General features: G+C 67.7%; 24 protein-coding genes. 14 read left to right on the top strand and 10 right to left on the bottom strand.

What is annotated here, in order from left to right; translation table 11 throughout:
• Nucleotides 1-91 precede the first annotated feature (91 nt).
• Genes Q0Q48_RS01120 through Q0Q48_RS01105 form a run of 4 tightly spaced genes read left to right on the top strand, consistent with a single transcriptional unit; the run spans nt 92 to nt 3,863 of the window.
• Nucleotides 92-1,318, top strand: a complete 1,227-nt coding sequence (locus Q0Q48_RS01120; protein ID WP_295132572.1) for a Zn-dependent hydrolase — start codon at nt 92-94, stop codon at nt 1,316-1,318.
• Between the two features lie 37 nt (nt 1,319-1,355).
• Nucleotides 1,356-2,081, top strand: a complete 726-nt coding sequence (locus Q0Q48_RS01115; protein WP_295132570.1) for a FadR/GntR family transcriptional regulator — start codon at nt 1,356-1,358, stop codon at nt 2,079-2,081.
• Entirely contained in the window at nt 2,068-2,907 is an 840-nt protein-coding gene (locus Q0Q48_RS01110) for an NAD(P)-dependent oxidoreductase (protein WP_295132567.1), read from the top strand. The genes Q0Q48_RS01115 and Q0Q48_RS01110 overlap by 14 nt, the downstream gene beginning before the upstream one ends.
• 20 nt (nt 2,908-2,927) lie before the next feature.
• Nucleotides 2,928-3,863: an N-carbamoyl-D-amino-acid hydrolase gene (locus tag Q0Q48_RS01105; RefSeq protein WP_295132564.1), complete on the top strand. Its 936-nt coding sequence runs from the start codon at nt 2,928-2,930 to the stop codon at nt 3,861-3,863.
• Between the two features lie 3 nt (nt 3,864-3,866).
• Here Q0Q48_RS01105 and Q0Q48_RS01100 read toward each other — a convergent pair whose 3' ends face one another.
• The 3 genes from Q0Q48_RS01100 to Q0Q48_RS01090 are packed head-to-tail and all read right to left on the bottom strand — an operon-like array spanning nt 3,867 to nt 5,948.
• Nucleotides 3,867-4,334, bottom strand: coding sequence for a ketosteroid isomerase (locus tag Q0Q48_RS01100; RefSeq protein WP_295132561.1), 468 nt, complete (start codon nt 4,332-4,334; stop codon nt 3,867-3,869).
• Between the two features lie 14 nt (nt 4,335-4,348).
• Nucleotides 4,349-5,188, bottom strand: coding sequence for a S49 family peptidase (locus Q0Q48_RS01095; protein ID WP_295132558.1), 840 nt, complete (start codon nt 5,186-5,188; stop codon nt 4,349-4,351).
• A gap of 25 nt (nt 5,189-5,213) precedes the next feature.
• A complete protein-coding gene (locus Q0Q48_RS01090) occupies nt 5,214-5,948 on the bottom strand; it encodes a methyltransferase (protein ID WP_295132555.1) in 735 nt (244 codons plus the stop codon).
• A 55-nt stretch (nt 5,949-6,003) separates the two neighbouring features.
• Between Q0Q48_RS01090 and Q0Q48_RS01085 the strand changes: the two genes are divergently transcribed.
• Genes Q0Q48_RS01085 through trpA form a run of 7 tightly spaced genes read left to right on the top strand, consistent with a single transcriptional unit; the run spans nt 6,004 to nt 12,647 of the window.
• A complete protein-coding gene (locus tag Q0Q48_RS01085; protein ID WP_295132552.1) occupies nt 6,004-7,023 on the top strand; it encodes a polyprenyl synthetase family protein in 1,020 nt (339 codons plus the stop codon).
• A gap of 14 nt (nt 7,024-7,037) precedes the next feature.
• On the top strand, nt 7,038-8,522 hold the full coding sequence (gene glpK, locus Q0Q48_RS01080) for a glycerol kinase GlpK (protein ID WP_295132549.1): 1,485 nt from the start codon (nt 7,038-7,040) through the stop codon (nt 8,520-8,522).
• Between the two features lie 38 nt (nt 8,523-8,560).
• Complete coding sequence (gene pyrF, locus Q0Q48_RS01075) at nt 8,561-9,313, top strand: orotidine-5'-phosphate decarboxylase (RefSeq protein ID WP_295132546.1); 753 nt, start codon at nt 8,561-8,563, stop codon at nt 9,311-9,313.
• Nucleotides 9,310-9,948 (top strand): phosphoribosylanthranilate isomerase, encoded by a 639-nt coding sequence (locus Q0Q48_RS01070; protein ID WP_295132543.1) that lies wholly within the window; start codon nt 9,310-9,312, stop codon nt 9,946-9,948. The genes pyrF and Q0Q48_RS01070 overlap by 4 nt, the downstream gene beginning before the upstream one ends.
• An 11-nt stretch (nt 9,949-9,959) precedes the next feature.
• The gene (locus Q0Q48_RS01065) at nt 9,960-10,538 is read left to right on the top strand and encodes a RidA family protein (RefSeq protein WP_366915264.1); all 579 of its coding nucleotides are present in this window, start codon (nt 9,960-9,962) and stop codon (nt 10,536-10,538) included.
• Between the two features lie 58 nt (nt 10,539-10,596).
• Nucleotides 10,597-11,811, top strand: a complete 1,215-nt coding sequence (gene trpB / locus Q0Q48_RS01060; protein ID WP_295132541.1) for a tryptophan synthase subunit beta — start codon at nt 10,597-10,599, stop codon at nt 11,809-11,811.
• Nucleotides 11,812-11,813: 2 nt separating this feature from the next.
• The gene (gene trpA, locus Q0Q48_RS01055) at nt 11,814-12,647 is read left to right on the top strand and encodes a tryptophan synthase subunit alpha (RefSeq protein ID WP_295132538.1); all 834 of its coding nucleotides are present in this window, start codon (nt 11,814-11,816) and stop codon (nt 12,645-12,647) included.
• A gap of 149 nt (nt 12,648-12,796) precedes the next feature.
• Here the strand turns inward: trpA and Q0Q48_RS01050 are convergent, their stop codons facing one another.
• Nucleotides 12,797-13,447: an MBL fold metallo-hydrolase gene (locus tag Q0Q48_RS01050; RefSeq protein WP_295132535.1), complete on the bottom strand. Its 651-nt coding sequence runs from the start codon at nt 13,445-13,447 to the stop codon at nt 12,797-12,799.
• Between the two features lie 71 nt (nt 13,448-13,518).
• Here Q0Q48_RS01050 and Q0Q48_RS01045 point away from each other — a divergent pair, with 71 nt between their 5' ends.
• From Q0Q48_RS01045 to Q0Q48_RS01035, 3 genes are read left to right on the top strand one after another with little or no spacing between them, the layout of a single operon-like run.
• Nucleotides 13,519-14,733 carry a D-alanyl-D-alanine carboxypeptidase family protein gene (locus Q0Q48_RS01045; protein ID WP_295132532.1) on the top strand — a complete coding sequence of 405 codons (1,215 nt, stop codon included), beginning with the start codon at nt 13,519-13,521 and terminating at the stop codon, nt 14,731-14,733.
• Between the two features lie 37 nt (nt 14,734-14,770).
• Nucleotides 14,771-15,664: an acetyl-CoA carboxylase, carboxyltransferase subunit beta gene (gene accD, locus Q0Q48_RS01040; protein WP_295132530.1), complete on the top strand. Its 894-nt coding sequence runs from the start codon at nt 14,771-14,773 to the stop codon at nt 15,662-15,664.
• Between the two features lie 13 nt (nt 15,665-15,677).
• Nucleotides 15,678-16,976, top strand: coding sequence for a folylpolyglutamate synthase/dihydrofolate synthase family protein (locus Q0Q48_RS01035; RefSeq protein WP_295132527.1), 1,299 nt, complete (start codon nt 15,678-15,680; stop codon nt 16,974-16,976).
• 10 nt (nt 16,977-16,986) lie between these two features.
• Here Q0Q48_RS01035 and trxA read toward each other — a convergent pair whose 3' ends face one another.
• The 6 genes from trxA to tsaE form a co-directional block, all read right to left on the bottom strand.
• A complete protein-coding gene (gene trxA / locus Q0Q48_RS01030) occupies nt 16,987-17,304 on the bottom strand; it encodes a thioredoxin (RefSeq protein ID WP_295132524.1) in 318 nt (105 codons plus the stop codon).
• 86 nt (nt 17,305-17,390) lie between these two features.
• Nucleotides 17,391-20,828: a double-strand break repair helicase AddA gene (gene addA, locus Q0Q48_RS01025; RefSeq protein WP_295132519.1), complete on the bottom strand. Its 3,438-nt coding sequence runs from the start codon at nt 20,826-20,828 to the stop codon at nt 17,391-17,393.
• Nucleotides 20,825-23,770, bottom strand: coding sequence for a double-strand break repair protein AddB (gene addB, locus Q0Q48_RS01020; RefSeq protein ID WP_295132516.1), 2,946 nt, complete (start codon nt 23,768-23,770; stop codon nt 20,825-20,827). The genes addA and addB overlap by 4 nt, the downstream gene beginning before the upstream one ends.
• Nucleotides 23,767-24,459 (bottom strand): nucleotidyltransferase family protein, encoded by a 693-nt coding sequence (locus tag Q0Q48_RS01015; protein ID WP_295132514.1) that lies wholly within the window; start codon nt 24,457-24,459, stop codon nt 23,767-23,769. The genes addB and Q0Q48_RS01015 overlap by 4 nt, the downstream gene beginning before the upstream one ends.
• Nucleotides 24,456-25,463, bottom strand: a complete 1,008-nt coding sequence (locus Q0Q48_RS01010) for a phosphotransferase (protein WP_295132510.1) — start codon at nt 25,461-25,463, stop codon at nt 24,456-24,458. Before Q0Q48_RS01010 ends, Q0Q48_RS01015 begins: the two co-directional genes overlap by 4 nt.
• The gene (gene tsaE, locus Q0Q48_RS01005) at nt 25,450-25,893 is read right to left on the bottom strand and encodes a tRNA (adenosine(37)-N6)-threonylcarbamoyltransferase complex ATPase subunit type 1 TsaE (protein WP_295132506.1); all 444 of its coding nucleotides are present in this window, start codon (nt 25,891-25,893) and stop codon (nt 25,450-25,452) included. Before tsaE ends, Q0Q48_RS01010 begins: the two co-directional genes overlap by 14 nt.
• Between the last annotated feature and the right edge of the window lie 21 nt (nt 25,894-25,914).

The following is a 25,914-nucleotide window of genomic DNA, read 5'->3' as shown; positions in this document are numbered from 1 at the left end:
TGGCGCTTGCAAGGCAATCCGGATCAAGGCGGCGTGATATTTTGCCCGATGGTACGTGAACGGCTAAGGTCTTGGTTCCACAGGGGAATTCATGTTGCGACTGGATGAAAGGCGCCTGCTGAGCGCCCTCGACGAGCTGGCTTCCATCGGCGCCATCGACGGCGGCGGCTGCGCGCGGCTGGCGCTGACCGACGAGGACAGGGCTGGTCGCGACCGGGTCGTGGGCTGGATGAAGGCGCTGGGACTCGCCGTGACGGTCGATGCGATCGGCAACGTGATCGGCGTGCGCGCCGGCACCGAGAACCTCGCGCCGGTCATGACCGGCAGCCATGTCGACACCGTCCGCACCGGCGGCCGCTACGACGGCAATTACGGCGTGCTGGCGGGGCTCGAGGTCGTGCAGGCACTGAACGAGGCCGGCGTGACGACGCGCCGGCCGATCGCGGTGGCCTTCTTCACCAACGAGGAGGGCGCGCGCTTCCAGCCCGACATGATGGGCAGCCTGGTCTATGTCGGCGGCCTCGGCCTCAACGAGGCCTATGCCGCGGCCGACAAGGACGGAGCCTCGGTCGGCGATGAACTGCGGCGCATCGGCTATCTCGGACCGGCGAAGCCGGGCGCGGTGAAGCCGCATGCCTTCGTCGAGCTGCATATCGAGCAGGGCCCGATCCTCGACGAGGAGAAGGTGCAGATCGGCGTCGTCGAGAGTGTGCAGGGCATCTCGTGGACCGAATACACCGTGACCGGCGTCTCCAACCATGCCGGCACGACGCCGATGCGCCTGCGCCGCGACGCGGGCTATCTCGCGGCCTCGGTCAATCTGTTCGCGCGCAAGCTTGCCTGGGAGATGGGCGGCAACCAGGTGGCCACGGTTGGGTCGCTGGCGTTGCGGCCCAACCTCATCAACGTCGTGCCCAACCGCGCGATCTTCTCGGTCGACCTGCGCAATACCGACGAGACCAGGCTCAAGGAAGCCGAGGCGCGGGTCGCCGCGCACATCGCCGAGGTCGCGCAGACCGAAAGGGTCGAGGTCGAGGCCAGGGTGCTGGCGCGGTTCGAACCCGTGATCTTCGACTCAAGGCTGGTCGACAGGGTCGAGCACCATGCCAGGGCATTGTCTCTCAGCACGCGGCGCATGCCCTCGGGCGCCGGCCACGACGCGCAGATGATGCAGCGCCTCTGCCCGACGGCCATGATCTTCGTGCCGTCGGTGGCGGGCCTCAGCCACAATGTGAAGGAGCACACCGAGGCCGCCGACCTCGCGGCCGGCGCGCAGGTTTTGCTGAACGTGATGCTGGAACTGGCCGACCAGAGATAATTGTCTGACAACTTCAGCGGCGCTAGCATCCACCCCGATGGCCAGGAAGCAGCTGAAAAACAATCTTGCCGAGCAGGTGATGGCGCGGCTGAGCGCCGATATCCGCGGCGGCCGTCTCGCGCCGGGTACCCGGCTGCCGACGGAACAGGCTCTGACGAACGAGCTGGGCGTGAGCCGTACCGTGGTGCGCGAGGCGGTCGCGGCATTGCGCGCCGACGGGCTGGTCGTGACGCGCCGTGGCTCGGGCGCATTCGTCGCCGATCCGGCGGCAGGGCCGTTCCGCATCGTACCGCCCAGCGCGACCTCGCTGTCCGATATCCTGAACATCATGGAGCTGCGGCTGGCGGTGGAGGTGCAGGCCGCCGGTCTGGCCGCCGAGCGTGCCAATCGAAAGCAGCTCGCACCGATCCGCGCGGCCCTTCGTGCGATCGATTCGGCGCTGCAGCGTGGCGAAGGCGCCGTTGCCGAGGATTTCGCCTTCCACCGCGCCATCGCGGAGGCCACCGGCAACGACCAGTTCCCGCGGTTCCTGGCCTATCTCGGCAGTCACGTGATCCCTCGCCAGAGCGTTCGGCTCAGCGTCGACACGCCGGCCGAGCGGCGCGCCTATCTCGAGCGCATCCAGGACGAGCATGCGCGGATCGTGACGGCAATTGCCGAGGGCGAGCCGGTCGAAGCGCGGCGCGCCATGCGCGACCATCTCATGCGCTCGCTCGAACGCTATCGGAAACTGGCAGGAGGAAACGCATATGGCCGGCGCTGAGAACAATCGTCGTATCGTCTTCACCGGCGCCGCCGGCAGCATCGGCACCATGACGCGGCCACTGCTGGCCAGGCTCTATCCCGGTCTGGTCCTCAGCGACCGCGTGAGACCTGCGGACCTGCAGCCGGGCGAGACGTTCGCCGCCGCCGACCTCACGAAACCCGATGAAGTGGCGGCGGTGCTCGAGGGCGCCGACAGCGTCATCCATCTCGGCGGCCATTCGGTCGAGGGCACGTGGGACCAGATCCTGCAGGCCAACATCATCGGCTGCTACAATGTCTTCGAGGCAGCGCGCGCGGCGGGCGTGAAGCGGATCATCTTTGCCTCGTCCAACCACGCGATCGGCTTCTATCCGCGCAAGCAGCGCATCGGCACCAACCTGACGGTGAAACCCGACAGCCGCTATGGGGTCAGCAAGGTGTTCGGCGAGGCGCTGGGCTCGCTGTACGCCGACAAGCACGGTATCGGCGTGACCTGTCTCCGGATCGGCAATGTCGGGCCGGTGCCGCTCGACGTGCGCCGGCTCTCCATCTGGATCTCGCCGCGCGACCTCGTGCAGCTCTTCCAGATCGGGCTCGACCATCCGGACCTGCGCTACGAGATCTTCTACGGGGCGTCGGACAATGCGGCCGGCTGGTGGGACAATTCGCGGGCCGAGCAATTCGGCTATCGTCCGCAGGACAAGGCCGAGGATCATCGCGCCCATGCCGAGGCGGAGCAGGCAAAGATCGGACCAGATCCGGTCGGCGATCTCTTCCAGGGCGGCACTTTTTGTTCGGCTGAATTCACCAACGATGTGAAGCGCATCCTCTCCCAAGGGCTATAATCGTCGCCGAAGAGGTGACGATGACGCGTTTTCTGACTGTCGGTGCGGCGCAGATGGGTCCCATCCAGCGCAGCCATTCCCGCCGCGACGTGGTCGAGCGGCTGATCGCCCATCTGCGCGAGGCCCGGCGCATGGGGTGCGATCTCGTGGTGTTTCCCGAGCTCACGCTGACGACGTTCTTTCCGCGCTGGTGGATGCAGGACCAGGCCGAGGTCGACTCGTTCTTCGAGCAGGAGATGCCGTCCAATGAGACGGCCGCGCTGTTCAACGAAGCGAAGCGGCTGTCGATTGGATTCTGTCTCGGCTATGCCGAACTGGTCAACGAGGACGGGCGCATCCGGCGTTTCAACACCTCGATCCTGGTCGAGCGCGACGGCAGCATCGTGGGCAAGTACCGCAAGGTCCATCTGCCGGGTCATTCCGAGCACGAGCCCGAGCGGCCCTTCCAGCATCTCGAGAAGCGCTACTTCGAAGTCGGCAACCTGGGCTTCCCGGTCGTCAGGGCGTTCGGCGGCAACATGGGCATGTGCATCTGCAACGACCGCCGTTGGCCCGAGACCTATCGCGTCATGGGCCTGCAGAACGTCGAGATGGTGCTGCTGGGCTACAATACGCCGTTACATAACGCGCCGTCGCCCGACCATGACGAGCATTCCTGGTTCCACAACCAGCTCTCGATGCAGGCCGGCGCCTACCAGAACGGCACCTGGGTCGTCGGCGTTGCCAAGGGCGGCACCGAGGAGGGCGTGCCTTCGCTGGCCGACAGCATGATCGTGGCCCCCTCGGGCAAGGTCGTCGCGCGCGCGGGCGGCGATGGCGACGAACTTATCGTCCATCGCTGCGACCTAGACGCCGGCCGGAGCTACAAGACGACGACCTTCAACTTCGCCGTCCATCGCCAGCCCGACCAGTACCGCATGATCGTCGAGCGCAAGGGCGCAATCGATCCGGCCTGAGGCTCAGGCGACCTCGCTCCTGGCGAAGTTGCCGTAGCTTCGCTCGGGCGTGCCGCGGAACAGCGACATGTGGGTGTGGGTGGCTACGAACGGGTCGCCCACCGCCCTGCGTCCCAGCACCACCGTCGTGCGGCCGGGCCGGTCGAAACGGTCGCCGTTCGGGTGGAAGCCGAAGGACTGCCACACGCCCATGCCGACCGCTGTCAGGCGGTCGGCCGAGACGATGGCCTCGATCTTCGAGAGGTCATAGCGGAACTCGCGGATGGTGCCCCAGACGTTGCGCCACTGTTTCTGTTCGGCGAGATCGCGGCCGATCATGAAGTCGGTGAAGGTGCCGAAGGCGATCATGTCGTCGGCGAAGATCGGCCGCGCGCCTTCGTAGTCGACGGCGCGGCAATGCTTCGACAGCGTGTCGAACCACTGGCGCACGGCGGCAAGGTCGTCGGCGTTGACCGGGTTGCGAAGGTTCATCGAAAGCCTCTCCCCTAGAGCCCGAAACGTTGCCAGAGCGCGCGCTCTTCCAGGGCGGCGAGCGTGGCCGGTCCAATAGTGTCGATGCCGCCGCCGATCCCGGTTTGCAGGCCGAAGCGCGACAACAGGCGGCGCCGAGGCCCGATGACGGGCAGTCGCACCTTCTCGCCGTAGCGGGCCTGCAAGGTGGCGCGCAGTTCGCCGAACCCATCGACCAGGCCGAAGTCGATGCCGCGCCGGGCCGTCCAGAACTCACCGGTGAACAGCATCGACTCGTCGCCCTTCAGCAGCTTGCCGCGCCGCTGGCGGACCCAGTCCTTGAAGCCATCATGGATTTCCGCCTGCAGGCGCTTCAGGCGCACGACGTCTTCAGGTTGCTCAGGCCGAAAAGGATCGAGCATCGACTTGTTCTCGCCCGACGTATGGACGCGGCGTTCCACGCCGATGCGCGCGATCAGGTCCTGGAAGCCGAAGCCCGAACTGATGACTCCGATCGATCCCACGATCGAACTGGGATCGGCGACGATCTCGTCGGCGGCGCAGGCGAGCCAGTAGCCACCCGAGGCGGCAACATCCTCGACGAAGGCGATGACGGGCAGCCCCTTCTCGGCGGCATGCAGCCGGATGCGCTGGGCAATCAGGGCGGACTGAACGGGAGAACCGCCCGGGGAATTGAGCGACAGCGCGACGGCCTTGGCCCCTCGCATCTCGAAGGCGCGCTTCAGCAGTGGCGCGACCGATTCGATCGACAGGCCACGGCTGCCCAGCAGGCCACCGGAAGCGATGACGCCGGAGAGGCGAACGACGGGCACGACCGGCCCGCGGCGAAGACGATTCCTGATCCAATCCAGCATGCCGGGCACTGTCGCGGCGCCGCTTCTAGAAGGCAAGCGGCTGTCCGTGACGCAGGATGGCCTCGGCCTCGTCGGTGTAGCCGCCCTCGGGGTGATGCAGGACCAGCGGCTCGGCGTCGTGCCGGCGCAATTCATCCGCGCGACGCGCGCGGACAAGTACGCGCGCGGCCGGCGGCAGTCGCTTCACGGTGACCTCGCCCCAGCCGAGGCGGGCCAGCGTGGCGACGATTTCTTCCAGGCGATCGCTGCGATGGATCATGAGCAGAGTCCCTGCAGATTTCAGCGCTCCCGTCGCCACGGACAGCCACCGTGCGAGATCTGCGCTCGATTCGACTGTGGCGAGCGCCTTGCTGGGATTCGGCGAGGGATCGGCGACGGCCGCCGGAAGATAGGGCGGATTGGTCGCGACAAGGTCGAAGGGACCGAGATCAGACGGCAAAGGCTGCGCCAGATCGTGAACAACCGTACGCACCCGATCTGCCGCGTCGTTCAGTAGCGCATTGCGCTCGGCCAGGGCCGCCAGCACCGGTTGCAGCTCGATGCCGGTGATGTCGCAGCCGGGCACGCGTGCAGCGAGGCAGAGCCCCACGGCGCCGACGCCCGCACCGAGATCAAGCACGCTCTCGCCAGGCTTCACGTCGGCGGCGGCCGCCAACAGGACCGCATCGACGGCAATTCGGTATCCGCGTCGAGGCTGCAAGAGCTTCACCCTTCCGCCCATCACAGTGTTTTCGGTCGGCGCGGATTCCGTGCTACTCATCTCTCACGACTTTGATTCGCAGTAACAGGCTTCACCGGAGAGTTTGGCCTCCGTCATGGCAACCGTCGTCTCTCTCGGAGGCAAGCGCAAGTCGCCCAGCCTCGAACCTCTTCTCGCGCTCTGCACCGACGACATGGGGCGGGTCGATCGCGAGATCGTGGCGCGTATGCGCTCGCCGGTTGCTCTGATTCCCGAGCTCGCCAATCATCTGGTCGGCGCCGGCGGCAAGCGCATGCGTCCGCTGCTCACGGTCGCGGCGGCGCGGCTGTGCGGCTACAGCGAAGACACCGATCGCCACATCAAACTCGCCACCTGCGTCGAATTCATCCATTCCGCCACGCTGCTGCATGACGACGTCGTCGACGTGAGCGCTCTTCGCCGCGGCAAGCCGACCGCCAATACCGTGTATGGCGACAAGGCCTCGGTACTGGTGGGCGATTTCCTGTTCACGCGCGCCTTCGAGCTGATGGTCGAGGTCGGCTCGCTCGACATTCTCGGCGTGCTGTCGAATGCCTCCTCGACGATTGCCGAGGGCGAGGTGCTGCAGCTGGTCAGCCAGCGCGACATCAGCACGCCGGAATCGACCTATCTCGAGATCATCAAGGCCAAGACGGCCAAGCTGTTCGCCGCGGCGGCCGAGGTGGGCGCCATGGTGGCTGGCCGCAACGGACCCGAGAGGGTGGGGCTGCAGAGCTTCGGGATGAATCTCGGCATCGCCTTCCAGCTCGTCGACGATGCCCTCGACTATTCCGGCCGCGAAGCCAAGCTCGGCAAGTCGGTTGGCGATGACTTCCGCGAGGGCAAGATCACGCTGCCGGTGATCCTCGCCTTCCTGCGCGGCGGCGCCGCCGATCGCGAATTCTGGAAGCGCACCATCGAGAAGCTCGATCAGAAGCCCGAAGATCTCGAACAGGCGCAAAAGCTGATCGAGCGCCATGGCGCCCTGTCCGACACGCTGGAGCGCGCCCGCCACTACGGCGCCATGGCGCGCGATGCGCTGGGCCTGTTCCCCGGTACGCCGCTCAAGGCCGCGCTACTCGAGGCGGTCGACTTCGCCATCGATCGCGCCCACTAGGCTCTCACCGCGCGATGGCTGCCCAGCACGTTCTCGCCATAGATCAGGGCACGACCAGCACCCGCGCCATCGTCTTCGATGCGGGCGGCCGTCCGGTCGCCTCGGCGCAGAAGGAACTGCCGCAGATCTTCCCCAGGCCCGGCTGGGTCGAACACGATCCTGAGGAGATCTGGGCGGCGACGGTCGAGGTCTGCCGGGGCGCCCTGGCCAAGGCGAAGCTCGACGCCAAGGCGCTGGCCGGCATCGGCATCACCAACCAGCGTGAGACCACGGTCGTGTGGGATCGGGCCACCGGTAAGCCGATCCACAATGCCATCGTGTGGCAGGACCGGCGCACTGCCGACCGCTGTGCCGCGCTGAAGAAGGACGGGCACGAGAAGCTGTTCACCGAACGCACGGGGCTGCTGCTCGACCCGTATTTCTCGGGAACGAAGATCGCGTGGATCCTCGACCATGTCGCGGGCGCGCGCTCCGCGGCCGAGAAGGGTACGCTCGCCGCCGGCACGATCGAATGCTTCCTGCTGTGGCGCCTGACTGGCGGCAGGGTGCATGCGAGCGACGCCACTAATGCCAGCCGTTCGCTGCTGCTCGACATCCGCAAGGGCATCTGGGACGACGAGCTGATGAAGCTGCTCGGCGTGCCGGCCTCGCTGCTGCCCAGGGTCGTCGACTGTTCCGGTGAGCTGGGTGTCGCCGATGCCGAAATCCTCGGCGCGCCGGTTCCCATCCTCGGCATGGCTGGCGACCAGCAGGCCGCGACCGTGGGGCAGGCCTGTATCAAGCCCGGCATGGTGAAGGCGACGTACGGCACGGGCTGCTTCGCGCTGCTCAATACCGGCAGCATTGCCGTGCATTCTCGCCATCGCCTGCTGACGACGATCGCCTACCAGCTCGATGGACGGCGCACCTACGCGCTGGAGGGCAGCATTTTCATCGCGGGCGCTGCGGTGCAATGGCTGCGCGACGGGCTGAAGCTCATCGAGAAATCCGCCGACGTGGAAAAGGTCGCCGCCGGGGCCAGGGACGGCCACGGCGTCTACATGGTGCCGGCCTTCGTGGGCCTGGGAGCGCCGCATTGGGACCCCGAGGCGCGCGCCGCCATCCTCGGCCTGACACGCGATTCCGGTCCCGGCGAGATTGCCGCCGCCACGCTCGATTCTGTCTGCTACCAGACCCGCGATCTCCTGGAGGCGATGCGGGGTGATGGCGCCCAGATCGACGAGCTCAGGGTCGATGGCGGCATGGTGGTGAACGATCCGCTGATGCAACGGCTCGCCGACACGGTCGGCACGCCGGTCGAGCGGCCGGAAGTCACCGAGACCACCGCCCTGGGCGCGGCTTTCCTGGCCGGACTGAAGGCGGGCCTGTGGCCCTCGCTGGAGGCGCTGTCCAGGACCTGGGTCCTCGACCGGGCCTTCAAGCCTGCCGAGGACAGCGCCGCCCGCGACCGCCGCTATGCCGGCTGGAAGGATGCGGTCCGGCGGGTGCGCAGTTCCTGATTGCTGGTGAGGGGCACGGCCATTACGTTGCGCCCGCCATGAAGAACCGCGCCAATCCCGTCTACTGCAGCATCGACACGACCGATCTTGCCCACGCCACCCGGCTCATCCAGAGCGTCGCCGGGGGGCCAAACCCGGCGGTCGGCGGCATCAAGCTCGGGCTGGAGTTCTTCCTGGCGCACGGCGCGCCGGGCGTGCGCTACGCCTTCCCGACGCCGGTGCGGGCCACGGGCGTGGGCTTCTTCCTCGATCTCAAGCTGCACGACATTCCCAATACGGTGGCCGGCGGCATTCGCGCGGTGGTCGAACTCGCGCCCACCTTCATCACGATCCATGCAGGCGGCGGCCGGGCGATGATGAAGGCCGCCGTGGAAGAGGCCGCTTCGCAGGCGGCGAAGCAGAACGTCGCCCGACCGAAGCTGCTCGGCGTCACGGTACTGACCTCGCTCGACCGGTCCGATCTCGAATCGACCGGTGTCAACGCCGATCCGGCGGACCAGGTGTTGCGGCTTGCGGCCCTGGCGCATGAAAGTGGCCTCGACGGCGTGATCTGTTCGCCCCACGAGATCGCGGCGTTGCGCAAGCAATGCGGTCCCGATTTCGTGTTGATGGTGCCGGGCATCCGTCCCGTCGGCAGCGCCGCCAACGACCAGAAGCGAGCGATGACGCCGCGCCAAGCGGTCGATCTCGGCGCCACCAACCTCGTCGTCGGCCGGCCGATCTACCAGGCTCAGGACCCGCGCGCCGCCGCCGAGGCGATCGCGCGCGAGGCCGGCGTCAACGAACTATGACCGTCGAGGCCAAGATCTGCGGATTGTCGACGCCTGAGACGCTCGATGCCGCGGTCGAGGCCGGCGCGGGCTTTGTGGGCTTCGTCACTTTTCCGCGCTCGCCGCGCCATATCGAATCCCTCGACCTTCTGAAGGCGCTGGGTGAGCGCGTGCCGCGGACCGTGGTTCGTGTCGGCCTGTTCGTCGATCCCGACGATGCGTTGATCGATGCACGGCTGGCGACCGGCGCCATCGACATGCTGCAGCTTCATGGTGCCGAGACACCGGAGCGGCTGGCTGCGCTCAAGGCAAGGACCGGCAAGCCGGTGATGAAGGCGATCAAGGTCGCGGCGCCCGCCGATGTCGAGCGCGGTATCGCGGCTTTCGCCGGCGTCGCCGACCGGCTGATGTTCGATGCGGCGGATGGCACCCTGCCGGGTGGCAATGCCAGGGCCTTCGACTGGACCTTCCTGTCGGGCCGGACGGTGCCGCTGCCGTGGTTCCTCGCCGGCGGCCTCAATCCCGACAATGTGGCCGAGGCGGTCCGCGTCACCGGTGCGCGCGCCGTCGACGTGTCTTCTGGTGTAGAAGCGGCACGCGGTGTGAAATCCACTGAATTGATCCGCGCCTTTCTGGGCGCCGTAAGAGTGCTTTGAGGAGCAGGGGCATGAAAGTCGAAGAGCGGCTGAAGGAACTCGGCATCGAGCTTCCCGAGGCGACGACGCCGATGGGCAGCTATGTGAATGCGGTTCGCACCGGCAATCTGCTCTTCTTGGCGGGCAAGGGGCCCGGCCTGCCGGGCAAGCCGCTGCCGGTGGGCAAGGTCGGACGTGATTTCTCGCTCGAACAGGCCAACCGCCTCGCACGAGACACCGGGCTCAGCATTCTCGGCGCCCTCAAGGCCGAGTTGGGCGACCTCGATCGCGTGAAGCGCATCGTCAAGGTGCTGGGCATGGTCAATGCCACGTCGGAATACGGCAGCCATCCGGAAGTGATCAACGGTTGCTCCGATCTCTTCGTCGAGGTGTTCGGCGAGAAGGGCCGCCATGCCCGCTCGGCGGTCGGCATGGGCTCGCTCCCGCGCGGTATCCCGGTCGAGATCGAGGTGATCGTTGAACTCGAGGACGACGCGCCGCCGCCGAGCGTCGTCTCAGCCAGGCCTGCGGCCGCCAAGCGCAAGACTTCGCCCGCGCCCAAGGCAAAGGCGGCCCCCAAGGCGAAGGCAGCCAAGAAGAAGAAGGCCTAGGGCTTTTGACCGGCCCCTGCCGGGGCTGCTAAGCCGGCCAGTCCCGACAGGAAGAGCAATGTCCACCGTACCCAACAGTTTCCGCACCGGCCCCGACGAGCGTGGGCATTTCGGCATTTTTGGCGGCCGCTACGTCGCCGAGACGCTGATGCCGCTGATCCTCGACCTGGAGAAGGCCTACAACGAGGCCAAGGCCGATCCGCAATTCCAGGCCGAGCTGAAGTATCTGCTGACGCAGTATGCCGGCCGGCCGAGCCCGCTCTACTTCGCCAAGCGCCTCACGGAGAAGCTCGGCGGCGCCAAGATCTATCTGAAGCGCGACGAGCTGAACCATACGGGCAGCCACAAGATCAACAACGTGCTGGGCCAGGTGCTTCTGGCCAAGCGCATGGGCAAGACCCGCGTGATCGCCGAGACGGGTGCGGGCCAGCACGGCGTTGCAACCGCGACCGCCTGCGCCCTGTTCGACATTCCCTGCGTCGTGTTCATGGGCTCGGTCGACGTCGAGCGGCAGGCGCCGAACGTGGCGCGCATGAAGATGCTGGGCGCCGAGGTGCGGCCGGTGACGGCGGGGGCCTCGACGCTCAAGGACGCGATGAACGACGCGCTGCGGGACTGGGTCGCGACCTGCGAGAATACCTTCTACTGCATCGGCACGGTGGCCGGCCCGCATCCCTATCCGGCGATGGTGCGGGACTTCCAGTGTGTGATCGGCGACGAGGTGCGCAAGCAGATCATGGAAGTGGAGGGCCGCCTGCCCGACACGCTGGTCGCCTGTATCGGCGGCGGCTCGAATGCCATGGGCCTGTTCCATCCCTTCCTCGACGACCCGGGCGTGCGCATCGTCGGTGTCGAGGCGGCGGGTCGCGGTCTCGATACCGAGGAGCATGCCGCGTCGCTGACCGGTGGCCGCCCCGGCGTGCTGCACGGCAACCGTACTTATCTGCTGCAGGACAAGGACGGCCAGATCACCGAGGCGCATTCGATCTCGGCCGGCCTCGACTATCCGGGCATCGGGCCCGAGCATTCGTGGCTGAAGGAAATGGGCCGGGTCGAATACGTGTCGGCGACCGACGACGAGGCCGTCGAGGCGTTCCAGCTCCTGTGCAAGCTCGAGGGAATCATCCCCGCGCTCGAATCCTCGCATGGCCTCGCGCACGTGATGCGACTCGCGCCGACCCTGCCGAAGGACAACCTGCTCGTGCTCAACCTCTCCGGCCGTGGCGACAAGGATGTCCCGCAGATGGCCGAGCGCCTCGGAATGAAGATCTGACCATGAGCCGCATCGAAAAGCGTTTCGCCCAACTCAAGGCCGACAAGCGCGCCGGGCTCGTGACCTACATCACTGCCGGCGATCCCGACACCGACGTCAGCTATCAGATCCTGAAGGGTCTGCCGGCCGCCGGCGCCGACCTGATCGAGCTTGGCATGCCGTTCACCGATCCGATGGCCGACGGCCCGTCGATCCAGCTGGCCGGACAGCGTGCTCTGAAGGCCGGCATGACGGTCGACAAGACCTTCGACATGGTGCGCCGCTTCCGCAAGGAGACCGGGGACAACGACACGCCGATCCTCCTGATGGGTTATTACAATCTGATCTACCAGCGTGGGCCGGAGCGTTTCTGCAAGGAAGCCGCCGCGGCGGGCGTCGACGGCTTCATCCTGGTCGACCTGCCGCCGGAAGAGGCGGACGAGCTCAAGCCGTACGCGACGGCCAATGGCATCGACACGGTGCTCCTGACCGCGCCGACCACCGACGATGTGCGCCTGCCGGCGGTGCTGAAATACGCGTCGGGCTTCGTCTATTTCGTCTCCGTGCTGGGCATCACCGGCACCAAGTCGGCGCCGGAAGAGGCTGTGCGCACCCATGTCGAACGCATCAAGCGCCATACCGGGTTGCCGGTGGGCGTGGGCTTCGGCATCCGCACGCCCGAGCAGGCGGCGGCCGTGGCGCGCCACGCCGACGCCGCCGTCGTCGGCACCGCCATCATCGACCACGTCAAGGCGGGCCTCGACGACAAGGGCAAGGCCAAGCCCGAACTCGTGCCGGGCGTCTTCGCCTACATCAAGGCCTTGGCGGATGGCGTCAGGGGTGTGCGGAAGGCGTGATCGTCCACCGACAACTCCGTCATCTCGACCGGAGCGCGCAGCGCGGAGTGGAGAGATCTTCTCTCCACGATTTGCCGGCTTTTTGTCGAGGCAAGGTCTCTCTACTGCGCCTCGCTGCGCGAGGCTTCGGTCGAGACGACGAGACTTAACTAATCCTCGAAGTTCAGGTCCGCGACGTAAGGGTTGGTCTTGCGTTCCCAGCCGAAGGTCGAGGTCTGGCCGTGGCCGGGGACGAAGGTGATGTCGTCGCCGAACGGCCACAGGCGGTGGCGGATCGAATCGAGGAGCTGGTCGTGATTGCCGCGCGGGAAATCCGTGCGGCCGATCGAGCCGCGGAACAGTACGTCGCCCACGAACGCGATCTTTGCCGGCTTGTTCACGAACACGACATGGCCCGGCGTGTGGCCTGGGCAGTGCACCACGTCGAAAGTCACGTTGCCGAGGCTCACCGTCTCACCATGGGTCAGCCAGCGGTCGGGCACGAACGGCTTGTAGACCGGGAAATTGTACTTGGCGCCGGACTCGGGCAGGCCCTCGATCAGGAACAGGTCGTCCTCGTGCGGGCCCTCGATCTTCACGCCGTAATGCTCTGCCATGGTGCCGGCGGCGGATGCATGGTCGACATGTCCGTGGGTCAGCAGCACCTTGGTCACCTTGATGCCCTGCTGGTCGATCGCCTGGCGCAGCATGTCGAAGTCGCCGCCGGGGTCGACGGCGGTCCCCTCCATGGTCTCATCGCACCAGACGATGGAGCAGTTCTGCTGGAACGGGGTGACGGGGGCGATCATGACCTTGAGCATGCTTCCGATCTAATGCCTCCCGCGGGCCGTTGGAAGGGCGTATGCTGTCGGCTTCTCCGGCATCGATGGCAATGAACGTGCGTCTCCTGCTGTGTATTCTGGGCCTGTTCGCCCTCTCGCTGGCGCCCGCGCGGGCCCAGATCGCCTCCGTGGCCTCGCCGACCGGCCCCGTTCCGGCCGGCCCCTACGTCGTCGTCGACGCGGCGACCGGGGAGACATTGCTCGACCGCAATGCAGGCGCGCTCTGGCACCCCGCATCGCTCACCAAGATCATGACGATCTACATCGTCTTCGAGGAGTTGAAGACCGGCCGCCTGCAGCTCGGCAGCACGCTCGCCTTCTCGGAGAATGCGCGCAGGAAGCCCGCCTCGCATCTCGGTCTCGCGCCGGGTCAGGCCATCACGGTGGAACAGGGAATCCAGGCGCTGGTCGCCCGCTCCGCGAACGACGTCGCAACCGCGTTCGGCGAGCAGATTTCCGGCTCGGAGCCGGCTTTCGCCCAGCGCATGACCGACACGGCGAAGCGTCTGGGCATGACGGCCACGATCTTCCGCAACGCCAATGGCTGGCCCGATCCGGAACAGGTGACGACGGCGCGCGACATGGCCATTCTGGCGCTCGCGATCATCAAGGACTTCCCCGAGTATTACGGCTACTTCCGCACCAAGGACTTCATGCTGGGCAAGCAGCGGATCGGACCCGGCGTGAAGTTCCTCGAACTCTATTCGCCCTATGCCGACGGGCTGAAAACCGGGTTCATCTGTGCCTCGGGCTTCAACATCGTGGGCAGCGCGGTGCGGGACGGACGGCGGCTCGTCGCCGTCGCCTTCGGGTTCCGTCGCTCCGACCTGCGCGACGAGTTCCTGGTTCGCCTGTTCGACGAGGCCTATGCGCAGAAGACGGCCGGCAGCCGCCAGAAGATCTGGCAGACGAAGAACTCAGGCGGCGCGCCAACGACGGTATTTCCCTCCGCCGAATGCAATCCCATGCGCTATGACTATCCCGGCGATGCCGTGTGGCTCGGCACTTTCGGCGACTGGCGCACTGCCAAGAACGCGTTCGATGCCGGACAGGCCCGGCTGATGGCGATGGGCATAGCCCATGCCGGGAAGGAATGGATCCTGCCGGTCGCATCGAACCAGGTGACCAAACAGGCGGCCATCATCGCGGACCTGCAGCCGGAGACGGCGCAGAGGCTGTGCGCCGAGTATCAGGCCCGGAAATCCTTCTGCGTCGTGAAGAAATCCTCGGACATCGCCGCGCCGTTCAGCGGGTTCTGGCGCTGACCTTGGCCGGTCCCCTCATTCGTGCGATACCGCGCCCATGAACTGGCTGACCAACTTCGTCCGCCCCAAGCTGCGTGCGCTGGTCGCCCGCAAGGAAGTGCCGGACAATCTCTGGGTGAAGTGCCCCAAGTGCGAACAGATGCTGTTCACGCGCGACTGGGAGGCCAACCAGGAGGTCTGCAGCCATTGCGGCCACCACATGCGGCTACGGCCGATGAAGCGGCTGCCGTTCCTGTTCGACGAGGGTAAGTTCGAGCTGCATCCGCTGCCGCGGGTGAACGCCGATCCGCTCAAGTTCCGCGACACCAAGCGCTATGACGCGCGCCTGAAGGAGGCCCAGGCCAAGGCCGAGGGCACGACCGACGCGCTGGTCGTGGCGAGCGGCCTGATGGGCAGCCGCCTCTCCGTCGTGGCGCTGCTCGACTTCGGCTTCATGGGCGGCTCGATGGGCACGGCTGTCGGCGAAGGTCTGGTGATGGCCGCCGATCTTGCCGTCGCGCGCGGGGCGCCGCTAATCGTCTTCTCCGCTTCCGGCGGCGCGCGCATGCAGGAGGGCATCCTCTCGCTGATGCAGCTCACGCGCACGACGATCGCCGTGCGCAAGGTGAAGCAGGCAGGGCTGCCCTACATCGTCGTGCTGACCGATCCGACGACCGGCGGCGTCTCGGCTTCGTTCGCCATGCTGGGCGACGTCCATATCGCCGAGCCCGACGCCATCATCGGTTTCGCCGGCCCGCGCGTGATCCAGGACACGATCCGCCAGGAGCTTCCCGAAGGCTTCCAGCGCTCGGAATACCTGCTCGAGCACGGCATGGTCGATGCCGTCGTGCATCGTCACAAGATGCGCGAGACTCTGATCCGCATGGTCTCGCTGTTCATGGATCCGCTGATCGTCGAAAACCGCGCCCTCGCGGTGCCGTCTTCACGCTGAAGGAATTGCTGACGTGACCGCGAACGATCCGATCGTTCAGCGTCTGATGAGTCACCATCCGCGGGTCATCACCCTCGGGCTGGAGCGCATCGAACGGCTGCTCGTGCGCCTGGGTTCTCCCGAAAAGAAGCTGCCGCCGCTGATCCATGTCGCGGGCACCAACGGCAAGGGCTCACTGGTCGCTTACCTGCGCGCCATGGCCGAGGCTGCTGGCTATCGCGTCCATGTCTACACGTCGCCGCATCTCGTGCGTTTCAACGAGCGCATCCGCATCGCCGGCCGGCTGATCGACGATCATGAACTCGACGAGATGCTGACCGAGTGCGAGGAGGCGAACGGCGACACGCCGATCTCCTTCTTCGACATCACCACGGCGCTGGCGTTCCTGGCCTTCTCCCGCGTGCCGGCCGATCTCGGCATCATCGAGGTCGGCATGGGCGGGCGCTACGACAGCACCAACGTGATCGAGCCCGTCCTGTCGGCGATCACGCCGGTCGGTTACGACCATACGGGCTTCCTCGGCGACAAGCTCGAAGGCATCGCCTGGGAAAAAGCAGGCATCATCAAGCGCGCGACACCGGCCGTGATCGGCCGGCAGCGCGATGTCAGCGCCGAGGTCATCGGGACCGAGGCGGCCAAGCTGGCGGCACCGCTGTTCCGCATGGGGCGCGAATGGCAGGTGACGCCGCAGGAGACGGGTTTCCGCTACGAGAGCGATCTTCTCACGCTCGACCTGCCCAACCCGGCGCTGGCCGGCGCCCACCAGATCGACAATGCCGCGACCGCCGTCGCGTGCATCGAGCGCCTGCGGGCAGCACGCTTCGACATCGGCGACGCCGCGATCCGCACGGGGCTGGCGTCCGTCGAATGGCCGGCGCGGCTGCAGCGTCTCAGCAAGGGGCCTCTGCCGGGATCGATGCCGCCGGGTTGCGAACTCTGGCTCGACGGCGGGCACAACGAGGATTGCGGCATCGTGCTCGGCCGCATGGCGGCGGAATGGGCCAGGGAGCCGGCAGCACTGCCGCTCTACTTGGTCTTCGCCATGCAGACGACCAAGGACGCGTCGGGCTTCCTGCGCCCGCTCGCGCGCCACGCCACGGCGGCTCGGGCGGTGCCGTTCCCGGAAGGGCACGCCGCCTACACGCCGCAGGAGGCCTGCGCCAAGGCGGCCGATGTCGGCCTCGATTGCACGCCCGCAAACGACATCGGCGCGGCACTGGAAGACCTGTTGGCCACCCAGCCCACGCCGATGCGCATTCTCATCTGCGGCTCGCTCTATCTCGCGGGCGAAGTCCTCGTCCGCAACAGCTGAGCCGTTCCCGTCAGACGACGGTGTTGATCCAGCTCACCAGCTTCTGCTTCGGCTCGGCGCCGATCTTGGTGGCGGCGACCTGGCCGTTCTTGAACAGCAGCAGGGTCGGGATCGACCGGACGCCGTAGCGCGTCGGCGCCATCGGGTTCTCGTCGATGTTGATCTTCACGACCTTGAGCTTGCCGTCCATCTCCTTGGAGATGTCCTCCAGCGAGGGGCCGATCATGCGGCAGGGGCCGCACCATTCGGCCCAGAAGTCGACGAGGACGGGCGTGTCGGATTTCAGGACTTCCTCTTCGAAGGAAGCATCGGTTGCTTTGACGGTCATCGCGGGTTCTCCCAAATACACTACAGGCCGGTCGATGGGACCGGCGCCGCCCTTGGCCCAGAAGCTAGGAACGCACGCCCCCCGAGTCAAGATGCGGCGGCATAAGGCATTGATTTATCTAGGGTTTCTGCGGAGAGCTCCATGAGCCGCGGCGCCGCCGTCCAGAGCAGGAAAGCCCTCACCGTCCGGCCGGGATAGATCCGCTGGAGCAGGGCGCGATACAGCGCGAGCTGCCGGCGATAGGCCAGCGCCACACCGTCGGCCGCTTCGGGCGGCGGGCGGTTCGTCTTGTAGTCGACGATCAGCACTTCCGTGGACGAGACGGCCAGCCGGTCGACCTGGCCGCTGACGGTGAAGGTGCCGCGCGGCGTCTGCACGGTGCCGATCAACGGCACTTCCGCGCGCGATCCTTCGGCGAAAAGCGCGGCATGCGCCGGTGCTTCCGTGACGGAGAGCGCTTCGTTGGCCCATTGCCCGATATCCTCCGGCGAAAGCCCATGCGCGGGCTGCGCGAGGAAGCGGCGGGCGGCAGCAGCGCGCTCGGCGGCGGGCAGGCCGGGAAGATGGCGCAGCAGGTCGTGCAGCAGCAGGCCGCGCTGCCAGCGCCTGGGATCGTCGGCGATCAGCGGACTGTAGGCGCGCGGCGCGGCCGCCGCTTCGTCGGGGAGGGGCTGCGACGGGGCGAGCGGCGTCGGCGGGTCGGGCTCGCCCGGGGCGGGCTCGGTCCACCAGGGTGGCTGCGGCGCCTCGTCGGCGATCGGCAACTCGCGCTGCTCGGCTTCGACGACATGCCCTTCGTTCGTCAGTTCGAAGCCATCGCCCGACCAGCCGTCGGCCACGAGCGAGGTGAAGTCGAACCGCCGCGCCACGGCACGGCCGCTCCCGTCCTCGCTGCTGGCGCGTAGCCCGGCTTCGATGCGCTCGTACCAGCAGCCGCGATCGGGCTTCTTCGAGCCGACCCAGCCGCCGACATAGAGCCGGTCCTCGGCGCGGGTCATGGCGACATAGAGGAGCCGGTTCTGCTCCTCCAGCGCGCGCTCTCGCACGTCGCCGCGCCAGGCGCGCGCCGCTTCGTTGGCATCGTCGGTCCGCGGCAGCCAGAGACGCGCCTCCCCGTCGGCACCGGCCAGCAGCCGTTCGGAATCGCGCGGCACCCGCGTCGTGTCCGGCAGGTAGACGATCGGCGCCTGCAGGCCCTTCGAGGCGTGCACGGTCAGGATGCGCAGCTCGCGCCTGCGGTTCTGGTCAAGATCGCGCTTGATCTCGCCACCGCCGGTCTCGAACCAGCGCAGGAAGCCCTGCAGCGAACCACCCTCGATACCTTCGTACTGCAAGGCGCGCGCCAGCAGCTCGTCGATCGGATCCGAAGCCTCGCGCCCCAGCCGCTCCAGCAGCCGGCGACGGCCGCCTTCCGGGCCGAGCACGCGGGCGAAGAAATCGAAGGGCGTCTGGTAGTCGGCACGCCGCAGCCACTCGGCCAGGGTCGCATGGGCCGCGGCGAACGGCGCCTCGCTGGAGCGTTCGCGCAGGGCGCGCCAGAGATGACTGGGGCGCTTCCACGCCAGGATGAAGAGCTGGTCCTCGCTGAGACCGATCAGCGGAGACTTGAGGAGGGCGGCAAGGTTGAGATCGTCCTGCGGCAGCAGGACGAAGCGCGCCAACGCCAGCAGGTCCTGAATCGCGAGTTCCTGGCCGAGGTTCAGCCGGTCGACGCCCGCGACTTCGACGCCCTCGCGCTTCAGCGCGCGCACTAGCGCGTTCACGAACTCGTTGCGCCGTCGCACCAGCACCATGAAGTGACCGGCATGCAGCTTCTCGCCGTCGCGCGCGCGGCGCTCCGTGGCGATCAGGTGACTGGCGTGCGCGGCGATCAAACGGGCCAGCCGTTCGTGCGGCAACGCCTGAGAAGCGCTGCTTCCCGTGCCCTCGATGTCCTTCGTGTCGACCTTGTCTTCGCCTGCTTCGACCAGCGGCCACAACTCGACCCGTCCCGGCTCGTTCTTGCGGCTGGGCAGGTGGATCACGTCGCCCGGTTCGGCGACGCCCTTCGCCGCTTCGATTTCGCCGAACACCCGGTCGACGGCATCGAGCACGGCCGGTGTCGAGCGGAACGACACGTTGAGGTCGACCGGCACGAAGACACGGTCGGCGATGCGGCTGCGCTCGTCGAACCATACGCGCATCTCCTTCAGCTTGCGCGGATCGGCGCGCTGGAAGCCGAAGATCGACTGTTTGGTGTCACCGACGGCGAAGATCGTGCGGCTGCGGCCCACCGCGCCTTCGCCCACGAAGAATTCCTCGGTGAGGCGACGGATCACTTCCCACTGGTCGGGATTGGTGTCCTGCGCCTCGTCGACCAGCACATGATCGATGCCGCCATCGAGCTTGAAGAGCACCCAGGCGGCGCTTTCCGCCGTCTCCAGCAGGCGGCGCGTCGCGACGATCAGGTCGTCGTAGTCGAGCACGGCACGGCGGCGCTTGGCGCGCGTATAGCGATCGGCGACGTCGAGGCCCAGTCGCAGCAGGGCTAGGGTCAGTTCGACCAGAGCCTGTCCCCGCGCGCATTCGAGACGCTCGGCTTCGGCCTGGAGAATGTCGACGATGCCGGGCAGTCGCTTCTGTGCCGCCTTGGTCGCCAGCGACTTGCGCACCTGCCCTTCGCTGGTGAAGAACACGCCGCGATAGGCGGGACTCAAGTCATTGCGGTTGTCGGCCAGCCAGCTTGCGATCTTCTGGCCGTTCGGCGCATCGGTCTTGCCGCCTGTCTCGATCAAGGCCCGCGCCGCCTCGCGCAGGGCGGCTTCGTCGAGCGTCGGCACGCGCTCGCAGTTCAGTTGCCGGGACAGCCGGCGACTGAGCTTTGCGAGACCGGCTTCGTCGACGACATGGGCCTGCAGCCAGGCGCGCTCGCTCAGCAGCCGCGTCATCAGCTCCGCATATTCGGCGATCGAGACCTTGGCCGCGACCGTGGCGAGGGCGGCAGCCAGCGCAGGGGATGCCTCGCTTTGCGCCAGATCTTCCATCTGCTCGTCCTGCACGCGGCGCAGGATCGTCTGGGCCTCGGCCTCGTCGAGGATGTCGAAGCCGGGCGCCACGCCCGCCTCCAGCGGGAAGCGCTTCAGCAGCGCCTGGCAGAAGGCGTGGATGGTGAGGATGTTGATGCCGCCCGGCGCGTCGAGCACGCGCGCAAACAGGCGGCGCGCCACGATCCTTTGCACCGGGTCGGGCGTCTTGTCGATCAGCCTGGCGATGCCGGCGTCGAGCGTCGCCTCGTCGGCCAGCGCCCAGCGGCCGAGCTGGTGGGCGAGACGGTTGCGCATCTCGGCCGCCGCCGCCTTGGTGAAGGTGAGGCAGAGGATCCGTTCGGGCCGGACGCCGCCGAGCAGCAGCCGCGTCACGCGGTCGGTGAGGACCTTGGTCTTGCCCGTACCGGCATTGGCCTCGACCCAGGCGGAATGGTCGGGTGTGGTGGCGCGCCGTTGCGCGTCGGTCGCGAGCGCGATGGCGTCGAGTACGTCGCTCATTCGTCGCCCCCGCCTGCCGTCGACCATTCGGCGACACGTTCAAGATGGGCGTAGTCGTTGAAGTGCGGACCGTAGGCGGGCCAGGGCAGCGCCGCATAAGGCGTATCCGGGTTGGCGAAGTGCTCCGCCATTTTCTGGACGAGCGCCATCATCTCGGCCACCAGCTCGTCGCTGCCCTTGATCTCGCTCACCTTGCCGCCGTCACCCAGGCCGTTGGCCTGCCAGTAGGACAGGCGCACCGTCTCGGCCTTGCCCTCGATCTTCTCGAAGCCGCCGCGCTCGGCCATCGCAGCCTCGAGCAGGAGCTGTGGCGCGAACAAGGCTTCCAGCTCGTCCTTGGTCGGCACTCGACCGGTCTTGTAGTCGATGATCTCCCAGGTGCCGCGCTCCAGCTCGTCGACCCGGTCGGCCCGCGCCTCGATGCGCAGCGGATGCGCGGCAGGCCCCACGGTCATCGCGGCCTTGCTTTCGCTGGCCAGCAGCCTCGTGCCGGCGGCACGGCGCGCGTTCTCCGCGTCGACGAACCAGCGGGCGAGACGCTGGAAGCGCGGCCACCAGAAAGCCCGTTCAGCCGGCGCCGTCAGCAGGTCGGCGAGATGCTTCTCGCCCAGTTCTTCGAACTCGCGCACGGCATCGGGTGGCAACACGCCGGAAGGATGTGCCTTCAGGAATTCGTCGAGTGCGTCGTGCAGGGCATTGCCACGATCGGCCGCGCCCAGCTCAGCCTCCAGCGGATCGAGCGCCTCCAGTCCGAGGATGCGCCGGGCGTAGAGACCGTAGGGATCGCGCCGCCACTGTTCGACGCTGGAGACGGACAGACGCTTGGGCCGCGCCTCGAGCGGCGGGCGCGGCTCGGGCCGCAGCCACGGTATGTAGTCGTCCGGCCGGTCGATCTTTTCCGCCCAGGCGACGAAGCTGCGGCGGCCGCGCTGGATATATTCCGGGACCGGCGCCGAGCCGAGCTCGTAACCGAACAGGGCATCGAGGCGGGCCAGCCAGCGCGACGGCACGGTCGGCGCGCCGCCTTCGCGCTCGGCGCGCGTCAGCAGGACGCGCTCGGCGCCGAGGGCTGCCACGAAATCGTGCGCAGAAAGGCCGATTCGACGCTCCGGCTGCTGCAGGCCGAGATCGTTGCGCATCGGGCGGTTGATCCACGGTCCGGTCTCGACGGCGGGCGGCCAGGTGCCTTCGTTCAGGCCACCCAACACCAGAAGATCGGCGCGCTGCAGTCGGGCTTCGAGCGGGCCCCAGATCGAGAGGCGCGGATGGCGTCCGAAGGCGGGCCGGATGGTTTCCGGTTCCAGCATCGCGTCGAACAGGCCGGGCCATTCGCCGGATGCAATCGCGGGCCGGTCGGTCCAGGCGGTGCGCAGTCGCCCCAGCACGTCGGCCAGCGCACCGCCCGCGTCGCCCGACCATAGCGCCTCCACCGAGGCGATCTTCTCCGCTGCGGCGACGGTCGCGTCGAGCAGCGCATCCGGCGACGCGTCGCCCTGCATCAGCGCGACCAGTGCGGAGGTGGCGTCGCCCAGCCGATCGATCAACGTGCGCACGGCGGTGCGATCGGCGGGATCGCCGAATTTTGCTTCTTCGATGCGAGCGCGGATCGCGTCGAGGCCCGGCGCCGGCTTGAGGCCGCGCAGGCACTTGCGGTCGAGCCGCCGCGTCGCATCGAGGACGGCCGCGCGTTCGCTGCCCAGGGTGCACAGCGGATGCTTGAGCAGCGCCAGCAACTCGACCGGCGCGAAGCTCGAATCGACGGTGGCGATCAGCGCATGCAGAAGCGTGGCGGGCGGCGTGTCGGCGAGCGCCGCGCCGGCCGAATCGTCGATGTCGATCTGCCAGCGCTTCAATTCGGCGGTGACCCTCCGTGCGAGTTCGCGGTCAGGTGTGACCAGGGCTGCGGTGCGTGCCGGTGTGTCGAGGACGCTGCGCAGCGCCAGCGCCACGACCAGCGCTTCCTGGTGCGGCGTCGCGCAATCGGCGCGGGTCACATGCTCCAGCGACGCCGGCTCCGGCTTGACCCAGGAGTCGCTGGTCTCGGCCGGCCGCATCAGTTCGGTGATGAGGAAATGACGCGCCGAGCCGCCCGCGACCCCGGGCCATTCCGCCACGTCGCTGCGCGCGCGGCCCAGCGCGCTCAGCAATTCGCGAAGACCGTATTGCGGATGCGACGGATCGAGCGCCTCCCAGCTCGCGTCGTCCATGTCGTGATCGAGGCCGGGCAGGACGACCGCGCCCTGCGGCAGTTCGACGATGGCCGCCAGCAGGTCGCGGGTCGCGGGCTGCGAGCCGGTCGAGCCGGCGGCGATCACCGGTGTCTGCGGCGGCCGTTCACGCCAGCGTCTGGCCTGGTTGCGGATCGCCAGGGTACGCCGCTCGATGGCATCGATCCGTCCACGCGCGGCGAGCATCTGCGGCCAGTGTTCGCCGACGATGGCCAGGAACTTCAGCGTGCGCTGCCAGTGGCTGGCGAAGTTGCCTTCGACGAGGCCTTCGAGCCGATCGAACGACACGCCTTCGATGGCGAGTTCGTCGAGCAGGCGGCCGAGCTCGCGGGCAAGTTTCAGCGCCTGTGCCGCCGACTGCGCAATGGGATGGCCCTGGTCGTCGGTGAAGGCTGCCACGAGCTGTGCGAGCAACGCCTCGCGTTCTGCGGGCTCGATGGCGGGCGGCAGGGTGAGCGCGTCGCCGTCGCCCGAGGCGATCTCCCATTCGCCGTCGTCGACGTCGCCCAAAGGCGCCATGCGCGGTAGGATCGTGGGTGTGCCGTCGGCGGCCCGCAGGAAGGCTTCGCGCAAGGCGCGCACCGAGCGCCGCGTCGGCAGCAGAATCAGGACATCGGCGAGGGCGAGGGGATCGCCGCTGTACTCGGCCAACACCACCCGCGCCAGCTCGTCGGCGAAGCGCCGCTCCGCGCCGATGGTGAAGAGACCTTTCATCCCAGCACGCGTTCCGCCTCGGCAAGCGCCGACGGCGTGCCGACATGGAACCAGTCGCCATTGTGCACCAGGGCGAACAGGCGGCCCGCCTGCTCCGAGCGGTTCCACAGCTTCAGCAGAGAGAAGGGACCTTCGGGCGAGCCGTTGAACAGGCGTGAATCGCAGACCGAGACGCTGGCGAAGAGATAGGGTGCGGTCTCTGCCGTGCCGCGATGGCGCGCGCGGCCGTCCGGTTCGAGATAGTAGTCGCCGCGATCCTTCTCCTCGCGGCCGATGGCGCTGGCCAGCGGATGGAGCAGCAGCAACGCATCCATGCGATTGGGATCCCACGCCGACGCCAGCCGGCCCAGCATCGATTCAGGTCCGTCGCGCCACAGCCCGTCGCCGTTCAGGACGAAGAACGGTCCATTGCCGAGCAGGGGCAGGGCATTGCGCACGCTGCCGCCGGTTTCGAGCAGCCGGTCTTCATGAATGATGCGGGCGCGGCCACGCAGGCAGTCGGCGATCTGGTTGCCCAGGTGATGCACGTTGACCACGATGTTCTGCACGCCGCTGCTCTGCAGGCGGTCCATCGCGCGCTCCAGCATCGACCGGCCCGCGACCGGGATCAGCGGCTTGGGTGTCGAGTCGGTGAGAGGGCGCATGCGCTCGCCGCGACCCGCTGCCAGGATCATGGCGCTGCGGATCACGAAGTTGCTCCGATGCGGCGCATTGCCGAAGGCAGCGTGCGATCGACCCAGCGGCGCAGGGGCGACAGCGCCTCATGCTGCAGGGCGCGCTCGAACATGCGCCACACGCGCGGCAGGTGCTGCAGGTAGTCCGGCTTGCCGTCTCGTCGCAGCAGGCGGACGAAAAGCCCGATGATGCGGGCGTGGCGTTGCGCGGCCATCAGTGCGAAGCCGGTGCGGAAACCGGACGCGTCGGCGATCCCGGCTTCGCCGATGTAGCGGTCGAGGCAGGCGGCATGGACGGCGGGCGCCACATCGCGGCGGGCATCCTCGATCAGCGACACGAGATCGTAGGAAGGATGGCCACGCAGGGCGTCCTGGAAGTCGAGCAGGCCGCAGGCCTTCACCCCGGGCCGCGCCGGCAGCCAGAGGAGATTGTCCTTGTGGTAGTCGCGCAGCAGCAGCGTCTCGCCCGTTGCCGGCAGCACCGCCAGGCATTCGCGCCATGCGGCGACGTAGCGCGCGGTCTCCTCCGGCGGCGTCGGCTTGCCGGTCGCTTCCGGCAGGTACCATTCCGGCAGCAGCATCGCCGCCTCGATCAGCGTGTCGCCCGCATAGGCGCCCAGTCCGGGAATCAGGCTGCGCTCGCCCGCACGATAGATCTCGACCAGCACGTCGGTGGCGCGGCTGTAGAGCTCGCCTTCGTCGCCGCCCGCCGCCAGCACGCGCGCATAGGTGTCGTCGCCGAAGTCCTCCAGCAGCAGGAAGCCGTGTTCGGCATCCTCCGCGAGAATCTCCGGTGCGCTGAGGCCGAGGCCGATAAGGTGCCGGCCGATCTGCACGAAAGGCCGCACGTCTTCCTGCGGTGGCGGCGCATCCATGACGACGGCCGAGCGGCGCGGCCGGCTCAGCCGGAAATACTTCCGGAACGAGGCGTCGCCCGCCAGCAGCCGTTCGCCGGCATCGCCCCAGCCGGCCCTGCCCACGAACTCGGCGCGCAGCAGGTCACGTTCAGACTTCGCCAAAGCGGGAATCTCCTTCCAGGATTGCGCGCCGCCCCTCGCCCTCGACCGACAGGCGGACGGTGAGCCGCCGGCGCGGCAGCAACGGGCCCAGACGCTCCGCCCATTCGACCAGCACCACACCATCGGCGCGGGCTTCTTCCCAGCCCAGTTCGAAGACCTGCTCCGGCTCTTCGAGCCGATAGAGGTCGAAATGCCAGAAATTGCCGCGCGGGGTCTCGTAGACCTCGACCAGGGTGAAGGTCGGGCTGGGCACGATCAGCGCCGGATCGCCCGCGGCGGCGCGCAGGATGGCGCGCGCCAGGGTCGTCTTGCCGGCACCCAGGCCGCCCTCCAGCGCCACGACGTCGCGCGGTCTCAGGCGGGCGGCGATCGCCGCGCCCAGCCGCTCGGTCGCGGCCTCGTCGGGAAGGGACAAAGAAAAAGTCGGCATCTTTCGATGCCGACTTCTAGC

Origin of the sequence: uncultured Reyranella sp., from assembly GCF_945957355.1 — a bacterium.
Classification (GTDB): Bacteria; Pseudomonadota; Alphaproteobacteria; order Reyranellales; family Reyranellaceae; genus Reyranella.
The sequence above is the reverse complement of the archived record's forward strand: the minus strand, read 5'-3'. Positions and strand labels throughout refer to the sequence as shown.